Consider the following 15,210-nt stretch of genomic DNA (forward strand, 5'->3'; position numbering starts at 1 on the left):
GAAAGAATAGGTGCAGGGGGCAGTGGGGTGGCGGGGGCGGCTGCATGGCGCTTGCGTCAGCCGTCGCTTGAGGCCGTGGTCGAGAAGGCCGTGGTCGAGAAGGCGGTGGCCGGGGTCGGGGACGGGCCGGTGGGGGTTCCGGGGTGGACGGTTATGAGGTCCTCGGTGGCGGTGCGGCGGCGGGTGAGCAGGACCAGGTCGGCGTGATGGTCGCCGTCGTAGTCGGTGAGGGCCAGGACGGTGGTGTGCGGGGGGCCGGAGCCTGGGGCGTGGGGGTGGGGGAGGAGACGGGGGCTCTTTGTGGTCAGGCCGGTGGGTGAGCCTGGGAGGTAGGTGGGGGAAGTGGCTGGGGTCGCTGAATCGTTTGCGCGGGGTGGCGCGCCGGGGTCCGCTGCATCGTTTGGCCCGGACGGATCGCCGACGATCAGATCGGTGTAGCCGTCCGCCGTGATGTCCCCGGCGTGCAGGGACCGGCCGCGTACGGGGAGGGGCGGCGCGTCGCCGGTCAGGCCGTAACGGGGCAGCAGGCGGGGGCCGGTGGCGACCACCGCGTCCGTGCCGGAGCCGCGGCGGAAGCGGCCGAACGCGACGGCGTGGCCGGAGGGGAAGGCCGTACCCGCGCGGGCCGGGCCCTGGGGGCCTCCGAGGGCCAGCCGGGCGGTGGTGGCGCGGCCGGGATCGGCGGCGCGTACGAGGAGATCGTCGGTGCCGTCGCGGTTGGCGTCCAGGGGTTCGGCGAGGGGTGCCAGGGCCGTGCCGGGCACGTCGAGGACGGCGGCGGCCTTCGGGGCGCCCCGGCGGCTGAACGGCCCGCGCAGGTAGCTGATCCGCGGGCCGGACGCGGTCACCGCGAGGTCCGTCGCGCCGTCACCGTCGAAGTCGCCGCACGTCGGCTGGTCGGGCCACTCGTTGCCGTCGCGGGCCCGCTCGGGGATGCGCAGCGGGACGGCGCGGCCTGCGGCCAGACCCCGGGGCGAGCCGAAGAGGAGCTGGACGGGTACGGGCGGGCGGCCGACGCCGTCGTACGGCGGGTCGGCGGTGACGACGAGGTCCGTGAAACCGTCGCCGTCGAGGTCGCACGCGGGGCCCGCCTCGAAGGCGGCCGGAACGACGCCCTTCGTGGGCGCGGCGTTACGGGACGGCGTGAGGAGCCGGCGGGAACCGGGGACCAGACCGCGGGCCGATCCGTAGACGATGCCGATACCGGGGTCGTCGTCGTGCGCGGCCCGGCCGCCGGGGGCGAGCAGGTCGTCGACGACCAGGTCGGGGTGACCGTCGCCGTTGAAGTCGTACGGGGCCTCGCTGCCGCTTCCCCGGGGCACCGGGCGCGGTGCCGGACCGGAGGGGTGCCGGGCGTGGGCCGCGGGGCCGCCCGAGCGGCCGGAGGCGGTGGTGCCGAAGGGGCCGCAGGCGGTGAGGAGGGCCGGGGCGAGGAGGGCGGTGGTGAGGGTGAGGACGAGGGCGGTGCGGGTTCGTATCGGGCCGGGTCTTCGGCCGAAGCTTTGACCGGGGGCCCGTCCGGGGCTTCGGCCGGAGCCTCGACCGGGTCTTCGGCCGTGTACGGGCGTGTGCCGTGCTCGTCCGGACATGCGTCCACCGTGTCCTGTCCCGCCCCAAGAGGCCCCGTAATACTGTCGGTTGGGGGCGATGGTGCAGGGCGGGCCCGGAATGCGCAATGGCGCGGGCGGGGCGGAATGTGCCGGGCGGTACGGAACCGTGGCGATCAGGACGACTTCGCCGCGCCGCCCGCCACCCGCTCGTACAGCTCCCGCGCCTGCCCGTCGAAGAGCACGGCCGTCGACTCGGCGTCCGTGTCGCCGCCGCTCAGCACGCCGATCAGACGCCCGGGGCGGCCGGCGTCGTGGTGGTCGGCGAGCCAGGGGCCGCCGCTGGTGCCGTCGTAGAAGCCGCCGCACCGCATCTGCATCATGTACGGCTCGTCCTCGTCGCGCTCGGTGTCCGTGGTGCAGGTGATGGGGTTGTTGTCCGGGTTGTACGCCTCGTTGGGGTAGCCGACGACGGTGACATGGCGGCGCGGGCCGGACGAGAAGTCGGGGGTGGCGGCGCCGACGACCTCCTGTACGGAGCGGCCCCGGGCGTCCGGCTCGACGGTCAGGAAGGCGTAGTCGCCCCGGTCGCCGTCCTCGTCCCGCCACGCCTTGGGCACGTGGATGCCGCTGACCTTCCACTTCCCGTACGGGAACGTGCCTTCCCCGGCCCCGGAGAAGCGTGGCGCGAACTGCAGGTCACCGGTGATCGGCCCGGGCTCCTCCCCGTCGGCCGAGTCCTTGCCGTCGTCCTCGCCCTCGTCGTCCTGGAAGTGGACGCAGTGCGCGGCGGTGACCAGCATGTTGCCCTTCGGGCTGTCGACGACGCTCGCGGTGCAGTGGTGCTCCCCGTCGGCGAACAGGACGCCGACGAAGGGAAGCCCCTCGAAGTGCCGTGCGGCCGGCTGCGCGGGATCCGCCGCCTGCGAGGCCCCGCCACAGCCGGTGAGCCCGACGATCGCGGCCAGCGCGGCAGCGGCGGCGGTGATGGTGGTGGCAGCTGTGGCGAGAGGGGCCCGAGCGGTTCTCATGTACGGGACGGTACGTGGCGCCGCGCACGTACGCCGCTCCATGGGCTCACGTCGGGACGTCGCCACGGTAGCGGTGCGTCGGAACGGGTCCGGTGCGTCGGAACGGGCCCGTCCCGTCGGAACGCGTCCGGTACGTCGCGACGACCTCGGCACGTCGATACGCGGGTGCGCCGTCGGCCCGGCGGCGTTACGTCGATAGGGCGGCGGCCCGACGCTACGTCCACGTACCGACGCCCCCGTACCGACCCAATGCCCCCGCCCCCAACGCAACTCGGCCGCCCCCGCCAAAGCGGGAGCGGCCGAGTAGGAAACGAGAGCCGGAGGGACGGACGGGGCCGGCTACTTCACCGGCTCCGGCTCCGGCGCGTCCGTCGCGGCCTCCTCGCCCGCCGGGTCGACCGGGGTCTTGACGGAGTCCAGCAGCAGCTGGGCCACGTCCACGACCTGGATGGACTCCTTGGCCTTGCCGTCGTTCTTCTTGCCGTTGACCGAGTCGGTCAGCATGACCAGGCAGAACGGGCAGGCGGTGGAGACGATGTCCGGGTTCAGGGACAGGGCCTCGTCGACGCGCTCGTTGTTGATGCGCTTGCCGATCCGCTCCTCCATCCACATGCGCGCGCCGCCCGCGCCGCAGCAGAAGCCGCGCTCCTTGTGGCGGTGCATCTCCTCGTTCCGCAGGCCCGGCACCTTGGCGATGATCTCGCGCGGCGGCGTGTAGACCTTGTTGTGGCGGCCCAGGTAGCAGGGGTCGTGGTACGTGATCAGGCCCTCGACCGGGGTGACGGGGATCAGCTTGCCCTCGTCGATCAGGTGCTGGAGCAGCTGAGTGTGGTGAATGACCTCGTACTCGCCGCCGAGCTGCGGGTACTCGTTGGCGATGGTGTTGAAGCAGTGCGGGCAGGTCGCCACGATCTTCTTCTTGGACTTCGGGACGGTCACGCCCTCGTCCGCATCCTCACCGAACGCCATGTTCAGCATCTCGACGTTCTGCTGGCCGAGCTGCTGGAAGAGGAACTCGTTGCCCAGGCGGCGGGCCGAGTCACCGGTGCACGCCTCGTCGCCGCCCATGATCGCGAACTTCACGCCCGCGATGTGCAGCAGCTCGGCGAACGCCTTGGTGGTCTTCTTGGCGCGGTCCTCCAGGGCGCCCGCGCAGCCGACCCAGTACAGGTAGTCGACCTCGGTGAGGTCCTCGATGTCCTTGCCGACGACCGGGACCTCGAAGTCGACCTCCTTGGTCCACGCCAGGCGCTGCTTCTTGGCCAGGCCCCAGGGGTTGCCCTTCTTCTCCAGGTTCTTCAGCATCGTGCCGGCCTCGCTGGGGAAGCTGGACTCGATCATGACCTGGTAGCGCCGCATGTCGACGATGTGGTCGACGTGCTCGATGTCGACCGGGCACTGCTCCACGCACGCGCCGCAGGTGGTGCAGGACCACAGCACGTCCGGGTCGATGACGCCGTTCTCCTCCAGGGTGCCGATCAGCGGGCGCTCGGCCTCCGCCAGCGCCGCCGCGGGCACGTCCTTGAGCTGCGCCGCGGTCGCCTTCTCGGCGCCCTCCTCGTCCTTGCCGCCGCCGGCGAGCAGGTACGGGGCCTTGGCGTGCGCGTGGTCGCGCAGCGCCATGATCAGCAGCTTCGGCGACAGCGGCTTGCCGGTGTTCCAGGCGGGGCACTGCGACTGGCAGCGGCCGCACTCGGTGCAGGTGGAGAAGTCGAGCAGGCCCTTCCAGGAGAAGTGCTCGATCTGGGAGACGCCGAACTGGTCGTCCTCGCCGGGGTCCTCGAAGTCGATCGGCTTGCCGGCGCTGGTCATCGGCTGGAGCGCGCCGAGCGCCACGTCGCCGTCCGCCTCGCGCTTGAACCAGATGTTCGGGAAGGCCAGGAAGCGGTGCCAGGCCACGCCCATGTCGGTCTTCAGCGCGACCGTGATCATCCAGATGAAGGACGTCGCGATCTTCAGACCGGCGAAGAAGTAGGTGAGGTTCTGGAGCGTCGAGACGTCCATGCCCTCCAGCCACGAGACCACCGGGTACGAGATGAAGAACGACGCCTCGTAGCCGTCCACGTGGTGCTGGGCGCCCTCCAGCGCGTGCAGCATGAAGATGCAGACGCCGACGATCAGGATGACGGCCTCGACGAAGTACGCCTGGCCGAAGTTGGAGCCGGCGAAGCGGGACTTGCGGCCCGGCTTGCCCGGCTTGCTCAGCTGGCGGATGACGATCAGGGCCAGGATGCCGAGCACCGTCATGGTGCCGATGAACTCGACGAAGACGTTGTACGGCGCCCACTCGCCGATGACGGGCAGCAGCCAGTCGGCCTTGAAGAGCTGGCCGATGGCGTTGACGATCGTCAGCAGCAGCGAGAAGAAGCCCACCGCCACGAACCAGTGCGCCGCGCCGACGATGCCCCACTTGTTCATACGGGTGTGGCCGAGGAATTCCTTGACCACCGTGACCGTGCGTTGCGCGGGGTCGTCGGTCCGGGTGCCGGCCGGTACGGGCTGGCCGAGCCGCAGCTGCCGGACGATCTGCAGGATGGCACGGCCGAACAGTGCGACGCCGACCGCGATTAGGACCAGCGACACGATGATCGCGGCGAGTTGCATGGGTGGCTCCTCGGGCCTGCGAGTGCGGGGGTTACGGGGAATACTTCTTGTGGGCTGCGCGTACGTGCGAGGGGTACACGGAGTCCGCGGGGACAAGATCTACAGCGATTACTAAGCAGTAACTTTTCGGGTCTGCGCTGAGGTTACCCAGTATCCCGAGCCCCATGAAGCCGCCCGGCCGGTGATCTGTGTCGCGCAGGCAACCCTTCATAGGCGCCGGGGCGTCCCCCAGAGCAGGCGTGACGAGGCATCCGACACAAAAGTTGAGTGGGGCTGGCTCAGGTCAATTGACAGGTCGCCGGGCGTCCTGCACCCTTGAGTCTGTTCCACTCAAGTCATGGAGGAATCGAAATGGCACGTGCGGTCGGCATCGACCTGGGCACGACGAACTCCGTCGTCAGTGTTCTCGAAGGCGGTGAGCCCACCGTCATCACCAACGCCGAGGGCGCCAGGACCACGCCGTCCGTCGTCGCCTTCGCCAAGAACGGCGAGGTGCTGGTCGGCGAGGTGGCCAAGCGCCAGGCGGTCACCAACGTCGACAGGACCATCCGGTCGGTCAAGCGCCACATGGGCACCGACTGGAAGGTGAACCTGGACGGCAAGGACTTCAACCCGCAGCAGATGAGCGCCTTCATCCTGCAGAAGCTCAAGCGGGACGCCGAGGCCTACCTGGGCGAGAAGGTCACCGACGCGGTCATCACCGTTCCGGCGTACTTCAACGACTCCGAGCGCCAGGCCACCAAGGAGGCCGGCGAGATCGCGGGCCTGAACGTCCTGCGCATCGTCAACGAGCCCACCGCCGCGGCCCTGGCCTACGGCCTGGAGAAGGACGACCAGACCATCCTGGTCTTCGACCTCGGTGGCGGTACCTTCGACGTCTCGCTGCTGGAGATCGGCGACGGTGTCGTCGAGGTCAAGGCCACCAACGGTGACAACCACCTCGGTGGTGACGACTGGGACCAGCGCGTCGTCGACTACCTGGTCAAGCAGTTCCAGAACGGCCACGGCGTCGACCTGTCCAAGGACAAGATGGCGCTCCAGCGTCTGCGCGAGGCCGCGGAGAAGGCGAAGATCGAGCTGTCGTCCTCCACCGAGACGACGATCAACCTGCCCTACATTACCGCCTCCGCCGAGGGCCCGCTGCACCTGGACGAGAAGCTCACCCGGGCGCAGTTCCAGCAGCTGACCTCGGACCTCCTGGAGCGCTGCAAGACCCCGTTCCACAACGTGATCAAGGACGCCGGCATCGAGCTGTCCGAGATCGACCACGTGGTCCTGGTCGGCGGGTCGACCCGTATGCCGGCCGTCGCCGAGCTGGTCAAGGAGCTGACCGGCGGCAAGGACGCCAACAAGGGCGTCAACCCGGACGAGGTCGTCGCCATCGGCGCGTCGCTGCAGGCCGGTGTCCTCAAGGGTGAGGTCAAGGACGTCCTCCTGCTGGACGTCACCCCGCTGTCCCTCGGTATCGAGACCAAGGGCGGCATCATGACCAAGCTCATCGAGCGGAACACGACGATTCCGACCAAGCGCTCGGAGATCTTCACCACCGCCGAGGACAACCAGCCCTCCGTGCAGATCCAGGTCTACCAGGGCGAGCGCGAGATCGCGGCGTACAACAAGAAGCTCGGCATGTTCGAGCTGACCGGTCTGCCCCCGGCCCCGCGCGGCGTGCCGCAGATCGAGGTCACCTTCGACATCGACGCGAACGGCATCATGCACGTCGCGGCGAAGGACCTCGGCACCGGCAAGGAGCAGAAGATGACCGTCACCGGTGGCTCCTCGCTGCCGAAGGACGAGGTCGACCGGATGCGCCAGGAGGCCGAGCAGTACGCGGACGAGGACCACCGCCGCCGCGAGGCCGCCGAGTCCCGCAACCAGGGCGAGCAGCTCGTCTACCAGACGGAGAAGTTCCTCAAGGACAACGAGGAGAAGGTCCCCGCCGAGGTGAAGACCGAGGTCGAGACCGCCGTCGCCGAGCTGAAGGAGAAGCTCAAGGGCGAGGACACGGCCGAGATCCGCACCGCGACCGAGAAGGTCGCCGCGGTCAGCCAGAAGCTGGGCCAGGCCATGTACGCCGATGCCCAGGCCGCGGGTGGCGCCGAGGGCGCCGCCGGTGCCGCGGGCGGCCAGCAGGCCAAGGCCGAGGACGACGTGGTCGACGCCGAGATCGTCGACGACGAGAAGCCGAAGGATGCCAAGGGTGGTGCCGCGTGACGGAGGAGACTCCGGGCTTCGAGGAGAAGCCCGACGTCCCCGCCGATGCCGCAAAGACCCCTGATGACGCGGCGCAGGCCGAGTCCGCCGACACGGCGGGCTCGGCCCCGGCCGGGGATGCGAACCAGGACGTAGCTCTCACGGCGCAGCTGGACCAGGTGCGTACCGCGCTCAACGAGCGCACCGCGGACCTCCAGCGGCTCCAGGCGGAGTACCAGAACTACCGTCGCCGGGTGGAGCGGGACCGGGTGTCGGTGAAGGAGATCGCCGCGGCGAATCTGCTCACCGAGCTGCTGCCCGTGCTCGACGACGTCGGCCGGGCCCGGGAGCACGGCGAGCTGGTCGGCGGCTTCAAGTCGGTGGCCGAGTCGCTGGAGACCGTGGTCGCGAAGCTGGGCCTCCAGCAGTTCGGCAAGGAGGGCGAGCCCTTCGACCCGACGATCCATGAGGCGCTGATGCATTCCTACGCGCCGGATGTCACGGAGACCACGTGCGTCGCCATCCTCCAGCCGGGGTATCGCATCGGTGAACGAACGATCCGTCCCGCACGGGTCGCGGTGGCCGAGCCGCAGCCGGGCGCGCAGTCCGGCAAGGCCGCCTCGGAGGACGACGCCAAGGCTTCGGACGAGGAGAGCGGTGGCCCGGACGAGGGCTGACGCGGCGGCGGAAGAAGCAGTACGGGAGGAGGGACGTCGGGGATGAACACCAAGGACTTCGTGGAGAAGGACTACTACAAGGTCCTCGGCGTCCCGAAGGACGCCACCGAGGCGGAGATCAAGAAGGCGTACCGCAAGCTGGCCCGGGAGTTCCACCCGGACGCCAACAAGGGGGACGCCAAGGCCGAGGAGCGCTTCAAGGAGATCTCCGAGGCCAACGACATCCTCGGTGACCCCAAGCGCCGCAAGGAGTACGACGAGGCGCGGGCGCTGTTCGGCAACGGCGGCTTCCGCGCGGGCCCCGGCGGCGCCGGTGGCGGATCGTTCAACTTCGACCTGGGCGACCTCTTCGGAGGCGGCGCGCAGGGCGGCTCGGCGGGCGGCGGCTTCGGCGGCGGTCTCGGCGATGTCTTCGGCGGTCTGTTCAACCGCGGCGGCGGCACGCGTACGCAGCCGCGCCGCGGCCAGGACGTCGAGTCCGAGGTGACGCTCAGCTTCACCGAGGCGGCGGACGGGGCCACGGTCCCGCTGCGGATGTCCAGCCAGGCCCCCTGCAAGGCGTGCTCGGGCACCGGCGACAAGAACGGCACGCCGCGGGTGTGCCCGACCTGCGTCGGCACCGGGCAGGTCAGCCGCGGCGGCGGTGGCGGCTTCTCGCTCACCGACCCGTGCGTGGACTGCAAGGGCCGCGGCCTGATAGCCGAGACGCCCTGTGATGTCTGCAAGGGCAGCGGTCGGGCGACCAGTTCGCGCACGATGCAGGTGCGTATCCCGGCGGGCGTCTCCGACGGGCAGCGCATCCGGCTGCGCGGCAAGGGCGCCCCGGGCGAGCGCGGCGGCCCGAACGGCGATCTGTACGTCGTCGTCCACGTCGACGCCCACCCGGTCTTCGGCCGCAAGGGTGACAACCTGACCGTCACCGTCCCGGTCACCTTCCCGGAGGCGGCGCTGGGCGGCGAGGTGCGGGTGCCGACACTCGGCGGCCCGCCGGTGACGCTCAAACTGCCGGCCGGGACTCCCAACGGACGTACGATGCGCGTGCGCGGCAAGGGCGCGTCGCGCAAGGACGGCACCCGCGGCGATCTGTTGGTCACCGTCGAGGTGAGCGTCCCCAAGGACCTCGGCGACAAGGCACGGGAGTCGCTGGAGGCCTACCGTGAGGCGACCGCGGGCGAGGACCCGCGGGCGGAGCTGTTCCAGGCCGCGAAGGGAGCATGAGTCGGATGGATGGCCGGGGCGGGCGTCGGAACCCGTACGAACTGACCGAAGAGTCGCCGGTGTACGTCATCTCCGTCGCGGCCCAGCTCTCCGGTCTGCATCCGCAGACCCTGCGGCAGTACGACCGGCTGGGCCTGGTCTCGCCCGACCGTACGGCCGGGCGCGGCCGGCGCTATTCGGCCCGGGACATCGAACTGCTCCGTGAGGTGCAGCGGTTGTCGCAGGACGAGGGCATCAACCTCGCCGGCATCAAGCGCATCATCGAACTGGAGAACCAGGTCGCGGCCCTGCGCCAGCGGGTCGCCGAGCTCCAGCACGCGGTCGAGGGCGCGGCTGCCGCCATGCAGCAGCGGGAGGCGGCCGTACACGCCTCGTACCGCCGGGACCTGGTGCCCTATCAGGACGTGCAGCAGACCGGCGCGCTGGTCGTGTGGCGTCCGAAGAAGCGGTCCGCCGACTAGGCCGTCGTCATCCGTGGGCGGGGCCGGGGTGCACAGCGCACTCCGGCCCCGCTGCCTTTTGCGGCGGTGTCCGGCAGGTTCAGCAGCCGTTGTACCCGGCCGTCGGCATGGACAGGCGGCGGTGTACGTGGGACTTCATCGCGCTGGTGTAGACCGGCTCGTCGTAGTCGGCGGTCTCCAGGCGGACGCCGGCGGCGGTGCAGCGGGCGGTGAACTCGTCGGCCGAGGCGATGGCGTTCTCCAGTGCGCGGCGGTTGGGGACGACGAAGACGTCGACCAGTCCGGCTTCCACGTCCTGCCACAGTGTGGCGTGGTCGGCGCGGAGCTGGTGGACGCTCAGCCGGCAGGTCAGGTCGTAGTCGCGGGCCTCGGCCCAGCGCGCGCACATGGCGTGCTGGCTGCGGTCGTCCACCAGGAACGGGTCGTCGTCCAGCCCTGACAGTGGCATGAGGCAGGCGATCGCCGTCACTCGGACCGAGTTCATCGTGCCCCCCGGGGCGTGGCGAGTGTGGAGGTGACGATACCGCCGCGCGAGGACCGGGGTGGAGGGGCGGCGCCGGGCGGTGAGGCATAGCCGCAGGCGTGGCAGATCGCCCAGCCGTCCTGGTTCACGGCGAGCTGGCCGCCGCAGCGGGGGCACAGCTCGGCGCGGGCGGGGCGGCGGGCGCGGACGCCCGTACGGGCAGGGGCGGGCCCGGTGCGTGATGCAGACGCCATGCGCCCTCCAGCAGCCGTTTTCCGCTCCGCGCGGTGGTGCGCCGGGAGCGGTGGTCCCGCTTCGGGCATAGCAGGGCCGCGTACGGCGGCGGAAGCGCACTGTCCGGATCCGGCCAGGTACGGACCTGGCCGGACGGTGTCCTACGCGCGCCCCAGCGCCTTGGTGACGGTGATCTCGATCATCACCCGGTCCGGCTTGGGCGCGGGGGTGCGGCCGTACCGCTCGGCGTAGCGCCGTACCGCGTCGGCCACCACGTCGGCGTCCGTACGGATGCGGGCCACGCCCTCCAGAGTGGCCCACCGCTTGCCCTGTACCTGGCACACCGCGACCCGGGCGCCGTCCGGGCCCCCGGCGAGGACGTGGCCGACCTTGGCGCTGTCCTTTCGGGTGATCACGCGGGCGATGCGCTGGTTGGCGTCGAAGGTGACGCCGACCGGGACGACGTGGGGTGTGCCGTCGGGGCGCAGGGTGGTCAGCGTGCACATGAGGTGCTCGCTCCAGAAGGCGAGGTACTCGGGGCTGAGGTCGTCCAGGTCGTGGGCCATGAGCGGAAGCGTAATTGGGGAACCTGTGGGGGCGCCGTGAGGAGATGCTGAGAAGGAACTGTGAAGGCGGCATGGGGGCGCTGGGGAGATGCCGTGAACGCGCCGTTTGTCCCGGGAGAACGCGGAAGACCGCGACCGGCTCCGTACCGGACCCGGCCCGCCGGGACCGGTACGACGGAGGCAGGTCGGACGGCTCGGTGCGGGCGGCGACGGTCACCGGCCGGCGGCCCCTGGTGATCGCGTACGGGAAAACCGGCGGGGGCGGGAAAAGCATGGCCCGGCGTCTTGGGTGCACCCGTAGAAGGGCCGGAAGGCGCCGTACGCTGTCCGGAACGGCCTTGAGTGGAATAGACTCAACTTATCGGACGTTGAGCTGAGCAGGTTCCGCCGCGCACGCGGCGCCGATCACGCACCCGAGCACAAGGAGGAGCGGCCGAGTGGACGCCGAGCTGACCAACAAGAGCCGCGAGGCGCTGAGCGCCGCCAACGAGCGGGCGGTGACGGCGGGACACGCGGACATGACCCCCGCGCACCTGCTGCTCGCCCTCCTCGCCGGCGCGGACAACGAGAACATCACCGACCTGCTGGCGGCCGTCGAGGCGGACGCCGTCGCGCTGCGCTCCGGCGCCGAACGCCAGCTGGCCGCCCTGCCCAGCGTGCAGGGTTCCACGGTCGCCCCGCCGCAGCCGGACCGCGACACGCTGGCCGTCATCGCCGACGCCGCGCAGCGCGCCAAGGAGCTGGGCGACGACTTCATCTCCACCGAGCACCTGCTCATCGGCATCGCCGCCAAGGGCGGCCGCACCGGCGAGCTGCTGGCGGAGCAGGGCGCCACGGCCAAGAAGCTGCTGAGCGCCTTCGAGGACAGCCGGGGCGGCCGGCGGGTGACCAGCCCGGACCCGGAGGGCACGTACAAGGCGCTGGAGAAGTTCGGTACGGACTTCACGGCGGCGGCCCGCGAGGGCAAGCTCGACCCGGTCATCGGCCGTGACCAGGAGATCCGCCGCGTGGTGCAGGTGCTCTCCCGCCGTACGAAGAACAACCCGGTGCTCATCGGCGAGCCCGGCGTCGGCAAGACCGCCGTGGTCGAGGGCCTGGCGCAGCGCATAGTGAAGGGCGACGTGCCCGAGTCGCTGCGCGACAAGCGGCTGGTGGCGCTGGACCTGGGCGCGATGGTGGCGGGCGCGAAGTACCGCGGCGAGTTCGAGGAGCGGCTGAAGACCGTCCTCGCGGAGATCAAGTCCAGCGACGGCCAGATCATCACCTTCATCGACGAGCTGCACACGGTCGTCGGCACCGGCGCGGGCGGCGACTCCGCGATGGACGCGGGCAACATGCTCAAGCCGATGCTGGCCCGCGGCGAGCTGCGGATGGTCGGCGCCACGACCCTGGACGAGTACCGCGAGCGCATCGAGAAGGACCCGGCGCTGGAGCGGCGCTTCCAGCAGGTGCTGGTCGCCGAGCCGACCGTCGAGGACACCGTCGCGATCCTGCGCGGCCTCAAGGGCCGGTACGAGGCGCACCACAAGGTGCAGATCGCGGACTCCGCGCTGGTCGCCGCCGCGACCCTCTCCGACCGCTACATCACCTCCCGCTTCCTGCCGGACAAGGCCATCGACCTCGTGGACGAGGCGGCCTCCCGCCTCCGTATGGAGATCGACTCCTCGCCGGTGGAGATCGACGAGCTGCAGCGCGCCGTCGACCGGCTGCGCATGGAGGAGCTGGCGCTCAAGAACGAGACCGACGCCGGCTCCGTGCAGCGCCTGGAGAAGCTGCGCAAGGACCTCGCCGACAAGGAGGAGGAGCTGCGCGGCCTGACCGCCCGCTGGGAGAAGGAGAAGGAGGGCCTCAACCGCCTCGGTGAGCTGAAGGAGAAGCTGGACGAGCTGCGCGGCCAGGCCGAGCGCGCCCAGCGCGACGGCGACTTCGACACCGCTTCCAAGCTGCTGTACGGGGAGATCCCGGGCCTGGAGCGGGAGCTGGAGGAGGCCGCCGCGGCCGAGGCCGAGCAGGAGGCGTCCGCCGACGCCAAGTCCTCGATGGTCAAGGAGGAGGTCGGCCCGGACGACATCGCGGACGTGGTCGGCTCCTGGACCGGCATCCCGGCCGGGCGCCTGCTGGAGGGCGAGACGCAGAAGCTGCTGCGCATGGAGGACGAGCTGGGCAAGCGCCTGATCGGCCAGGCCGAGGCCGTACGGGCGGTGTCCGACGCGGTACGCCGTACCCGCGCCGGTATCGCCGACCCGGACCGTCCCACCGGCTCGTTCCTCTTCCTCGGCCCGACCGGCGTCGGCAAGACCGAGCTGGCCAAGGCGCTCGCCGACTTCCTCTTCGACGACGAGCGGGCGATGGTCCGCATCGACATGAGCGAGTACGGCGAGAAGCACAGCGTCGCCCGCCTGGTCGGCGCCCCGCCCGGCTACGTCGGCTACGAGGAGGGCGGCCAGCTCACCGAGGCGGTGCGCCGCCGTCCGTACAGCGTCGTCCTGCTGGACGAGGTGGAGAAGGCGCACCACGAGGTCTTCGACGTGCTGCTCCAGGTGCTGGACGACGGCCGGCTGACCGACGGCCAGGGCCGTACGGTCGACTTCCGCAACACGATCCTGATCCTGACCTCCAACCTGGGCTCCACCTTCCTGATGGACCCGCTGCTCAAGGAGGACCAGAAGAAGGAGAAGGTGCTGGAGACGGTCCGGTCGTCCTTCCGGCCGGAGTTCCTGAACCGGCTGGACGACCTGGTGGTCTTCCACCCGCTCGGCACCGACCAGCTCCAGCGGATCGCGGGCATCCAGATCGCCCACCTGCAGCGCCGGCTCGCCGACCGCAGGCTGACGCTGGACGTCACCGACCGCGCCCTGACCTGGCTGGCCTGGCTCGGCCAGGAGCCGGTCGTGGACCAGCCGCAGGCCGCCCCGGACCTCTCCTACGGCGCCCGCCCGCTGCGCCGCCTGGTCCAGACGGCCATCGGCGACCAGCTCGCCAAGGCGATCCTGGCGGGCGAGGTGCTGGACGGCGACACCGTACGGGTGGATGTCGCCGAGGACGGCCGGGCGCTGACCGTCGGTCCCGTACGGTAAGGCGCACCGGAGCGGTCGCGGCGGTCCGCCGCCGTCCCGTCCGCCGGGCCGGTTTCGGCCCACAGCGGAGAGACGGCGGCGGGCTTGCCAGGACGGGGCCGGGATGGGGGAGGATGGCGAGGACCATACGAAGGGAATTCCACGGTGAGCATCGACCCGTCCTCGATCCCGAATTTCGGGGGCCAGCCCGAACCGCAGCCGTCGGGGCCTGATGGTCCCGTCCTGCCCGACCAGGACCTGGTCAAGCAGCTTCTCGACCAGATGGAGCTGAAGTACGTAGTCGACGACGAGGGTGACCTCGCCGCCCCGTGGGAGCAGTTCCGCACGTACTTCATGTTCCGCGGCGAGGAGGAGCAGCAGATCTTCTCCGTCCGCACGTTCTACGACCGCCCGCACGGCATCGACGACAAGGCGAAGCTGCTGGAGGCGATCGACGACTGGAACCGCCGGACGCTGTGGCCCAAGGCGTACACCCACACCCACGACGACGGCACGGTCCGCCTGATCGGCGAGGCGTCGATGCTGATCGGTACCGGTGTCGCGCTCGAACACTTTGTGTCGAGCACGGTCAGCTGGGTCCGCGCGTCGATCGAGTTCGACAAGTGGATCGTCGAGCAGCTCGGCCTGGAGGCCGACATCGAGGGTGACGGCGACGCGAAGCCGGGTGACGAGGAGGCGTAAGCCCTCCGCCCGGCCGCAGACGCCGAAGGGCCCCGGAGCGATCCGCTCCGGGGCCCTTCGGCGTGCTCGCCGTCAGCCCCTGGCCGCGCGCCGGCAGGCTTCGCCGGCCACCACGGCGGGGATGTGGTCCCTTCGCAGCTCGTGGTAGCAGGCGCGGAAGTTCTCCGTCCCGCCCCTGCCCCCGATGCGGCAGGCCCGTTCGGCCACCTCTTCATCTGCGCCGGGGTACTGCTCCAGCACGTAGTAGTAGCAGGACTGCGGACTGGCCTGGGCAGTCGGGGCAATGGCCACAGCGCCACCGAGGGCGAGGGCGGTACAGCTGAGTGCGGCAGCGAGACGCTTGAGCATCGCGGTTCCTTTCGGACGGCTCCCCGAGCAGATGGGTTGCGGTTCCCCCACTCATGAACGCACCGCGGAGGCCGCTTGCCCTCCTGACAGCGGCCATTCCGGTGACCGGG

13 protein-coding genes are annotated in these 15,210 nt (G+C 70.8%); 6 read left to right on the forward strand and 7 right to left on the reverse strand.

All coding sequences use genetic code 11. From position 1 onward, the window contains the following. Window positions 1-56: 56 nt before the first annotated feature. The 3 genes from CP984_RS42640 to CP984_RS20605 form a co-directional block, all read right to left on the reverse strand. A complete protein-coding gene (locus tag CP984_RS42640) occupies window positions 57-1,589 on the reverse strand; it encodes an FG-GAP repeat domain-containing protein (protein WP_139679697.1) in 1,533 nt (510 codons plus the stop codon). Between the two features lie 134 nt (window positions 1,590-1,723). Further along, window positions 1,724-2,578 (reverse strand): trypsin-like serine peptidase, encoded by an 855-nt coding sequence (locus CP984_RS20600; protein ID WP_051738519.1) that lies wholly within the window; start codon window positions 2,576-2,578, stop codon window positions 1,724-1,726. A gap of 339 nt (window positions 2,579-2,917) precedes the next feature. Further along, entirely contained in the window at window positions 2,918-5,182 is a 2,265-nt protein-coding gene (locus CP984_RS20605) for a (Fe-S)-binding protein (protein ID WP_003979937.1), read from the reverse strand. Between the two features lie 351 nt (window positions 5,183-5,533). On the opposite strand from CP984_RS20605, the gene dnaK reads away from it, so the two are divergent. The 4 genes from dnaK to CP984_RS20625 are packed head-to-tail and all read left to right on the forward strand — an operon-like array spanning window position 5,534 to window position 9,731. Next, complete coding sequence (gene dnaK / locus CP984_RS20610; protein ID WP_003979936.1) at window positions 5,534-7,396, forward strand: molecular chaperone DnaK; 1,863 nt, start codon at window positions 5,534-5,536, stop codon at window positions 7,394-7,396. Continuing rightward, complete coding sequence (gene grpE / locus CP984_RS20615) at window positions 7,393-8,052, forward strand: nucleotide exchange factor GrpE (protein WP_003979934.1); 660 nt, start codon at window positions 7,393-7,395, stop codon at window positions 8,050-8,052. The genes dnaK and grpE overlap by 4 nt, the downstream gene beginning before the upstream one ends. Before the next feature lie 42 nt (window positions 8,053-8,094). Beyond that, window positions 8,095-9,270: a molecular chaperone DnaJ gene (gene dnaJ / locus CP984_RS20620; RefSeq protein ID WP_003979933.1), complete on the forward strand. Its 1,176-nt coding sequence runs from the start codon at window positions 8,095-8,097 to the stop codon at window positions 9,268-9,270. A gap of 5 nt (window positions 9,271-9,275) precedes the next feature. Continuing rightward, window positions 9,276-9,731, forward strand: a complete 456-nt coding sequence (locus tag CP984_RS20625; protein WP_003979932.1) for a heat shock protein transcriptional repressor HspR — start codon at window positions 9,276-9,278, stop codon at window positions 9,729-9,731. Between the two features lie 79 nt (window positions 9,732-9,810). Here CP984_RS20625 and CP984_RS20630 read toward each other — a convergent pair whose 3' ends face one another. From CP984_RS20630 to CP984_RS20640, 3 genes are all read right to left on the reverse strand, one after another. After that, a complete protein-coding gene (locus CP984_RS20630) occupies window positions 9,811-10,215 on the reverse strand; it encodes a hypothetical protein (RefSeq protein ID WP_030180652.1) in 405 nt (134 codons plus the stop codon). Continuing rightward, window positions 10,212-10,448 (reverse strand): hypothetical protein, encoded by a 237-nt coding sequence (locus CP984_RS20635; RefSeq protein ID WP_078575316.1) that lies wholly within the window; start codon window positions 10,446-10,448, stop codon window positions 10,212-10,214. The genes CP984_RS20630 and CP984_RS20635 overlap by 4 nt, the downstream gene beginning before the upstream one ends. A 141-nt stretch (window positions 10,449-10,589) precedes the next feature. Beyond that, window positions 10,590-10,994: a TIGR03618 family F420-dependent PPOX class oxidoreductase gene (locus tag CP984_RS20640; RefSeq protein ID WP_003979930.1), complete on the reverse strand. Its 405-nt coding sequence runs from the start codon at window positions 10,992-10,994 to the stop codon at window positions 10,590-10,592. A gap of 437 nt (window positions 10,995-11,431) precedes the next feature. On the opposite strand from CP984_RS20640, the gene clpB reads away from it, so the two are divergent. Next, window positions 11,432-14,071, forward strand: coding sequence for an ATP-dependent chaperone ClpB (gene clpB, locus CP984_RS20645; protein ID WP_003979929.1), 2,640 nt, complete (start codon window positions 11,432-11,434; stop codon window positions 14,069-14,071). 144 nt (window positions 14,072-14,215) lie between these two features. Further along, window positions 14,216-14,752: a YbjN domain-containing protein gene (locus CP984_RS20650; protein WP_003979928.1), complete on the forward strand. Its 537-nt coding sequence runs from the start codon at window positions 14,216-14,218 to the stop codon at window positions 14,750-14,752. 72 nt (window positions 14,753-14,824) lie between these two features. Here CP984_RS20650 and CP984_RS20655 read toward each other — a convergent pair whose 3' ends face one another. Next, complete coding sequence (locus CP984_RS20655) at window positions 14,825-15,100, reverse strand: hypothetical protein (protein WP_003979927.1); 276 nt, start codon at window positions 15,098-15,100, stop codon at window positions 14,825-14,827. Window positions 15,101-15,210 lie beyond the last annotated feature (110 nt).

This window comes from Streptomyces rimosus, from assembly GCF_008704655.1.
GTDB lineage: Bacteria > Actinomycetota > Actinomycetes > Streptomycetales > Streptomycetaceae > Streptomyces > Streptomyces rimosus.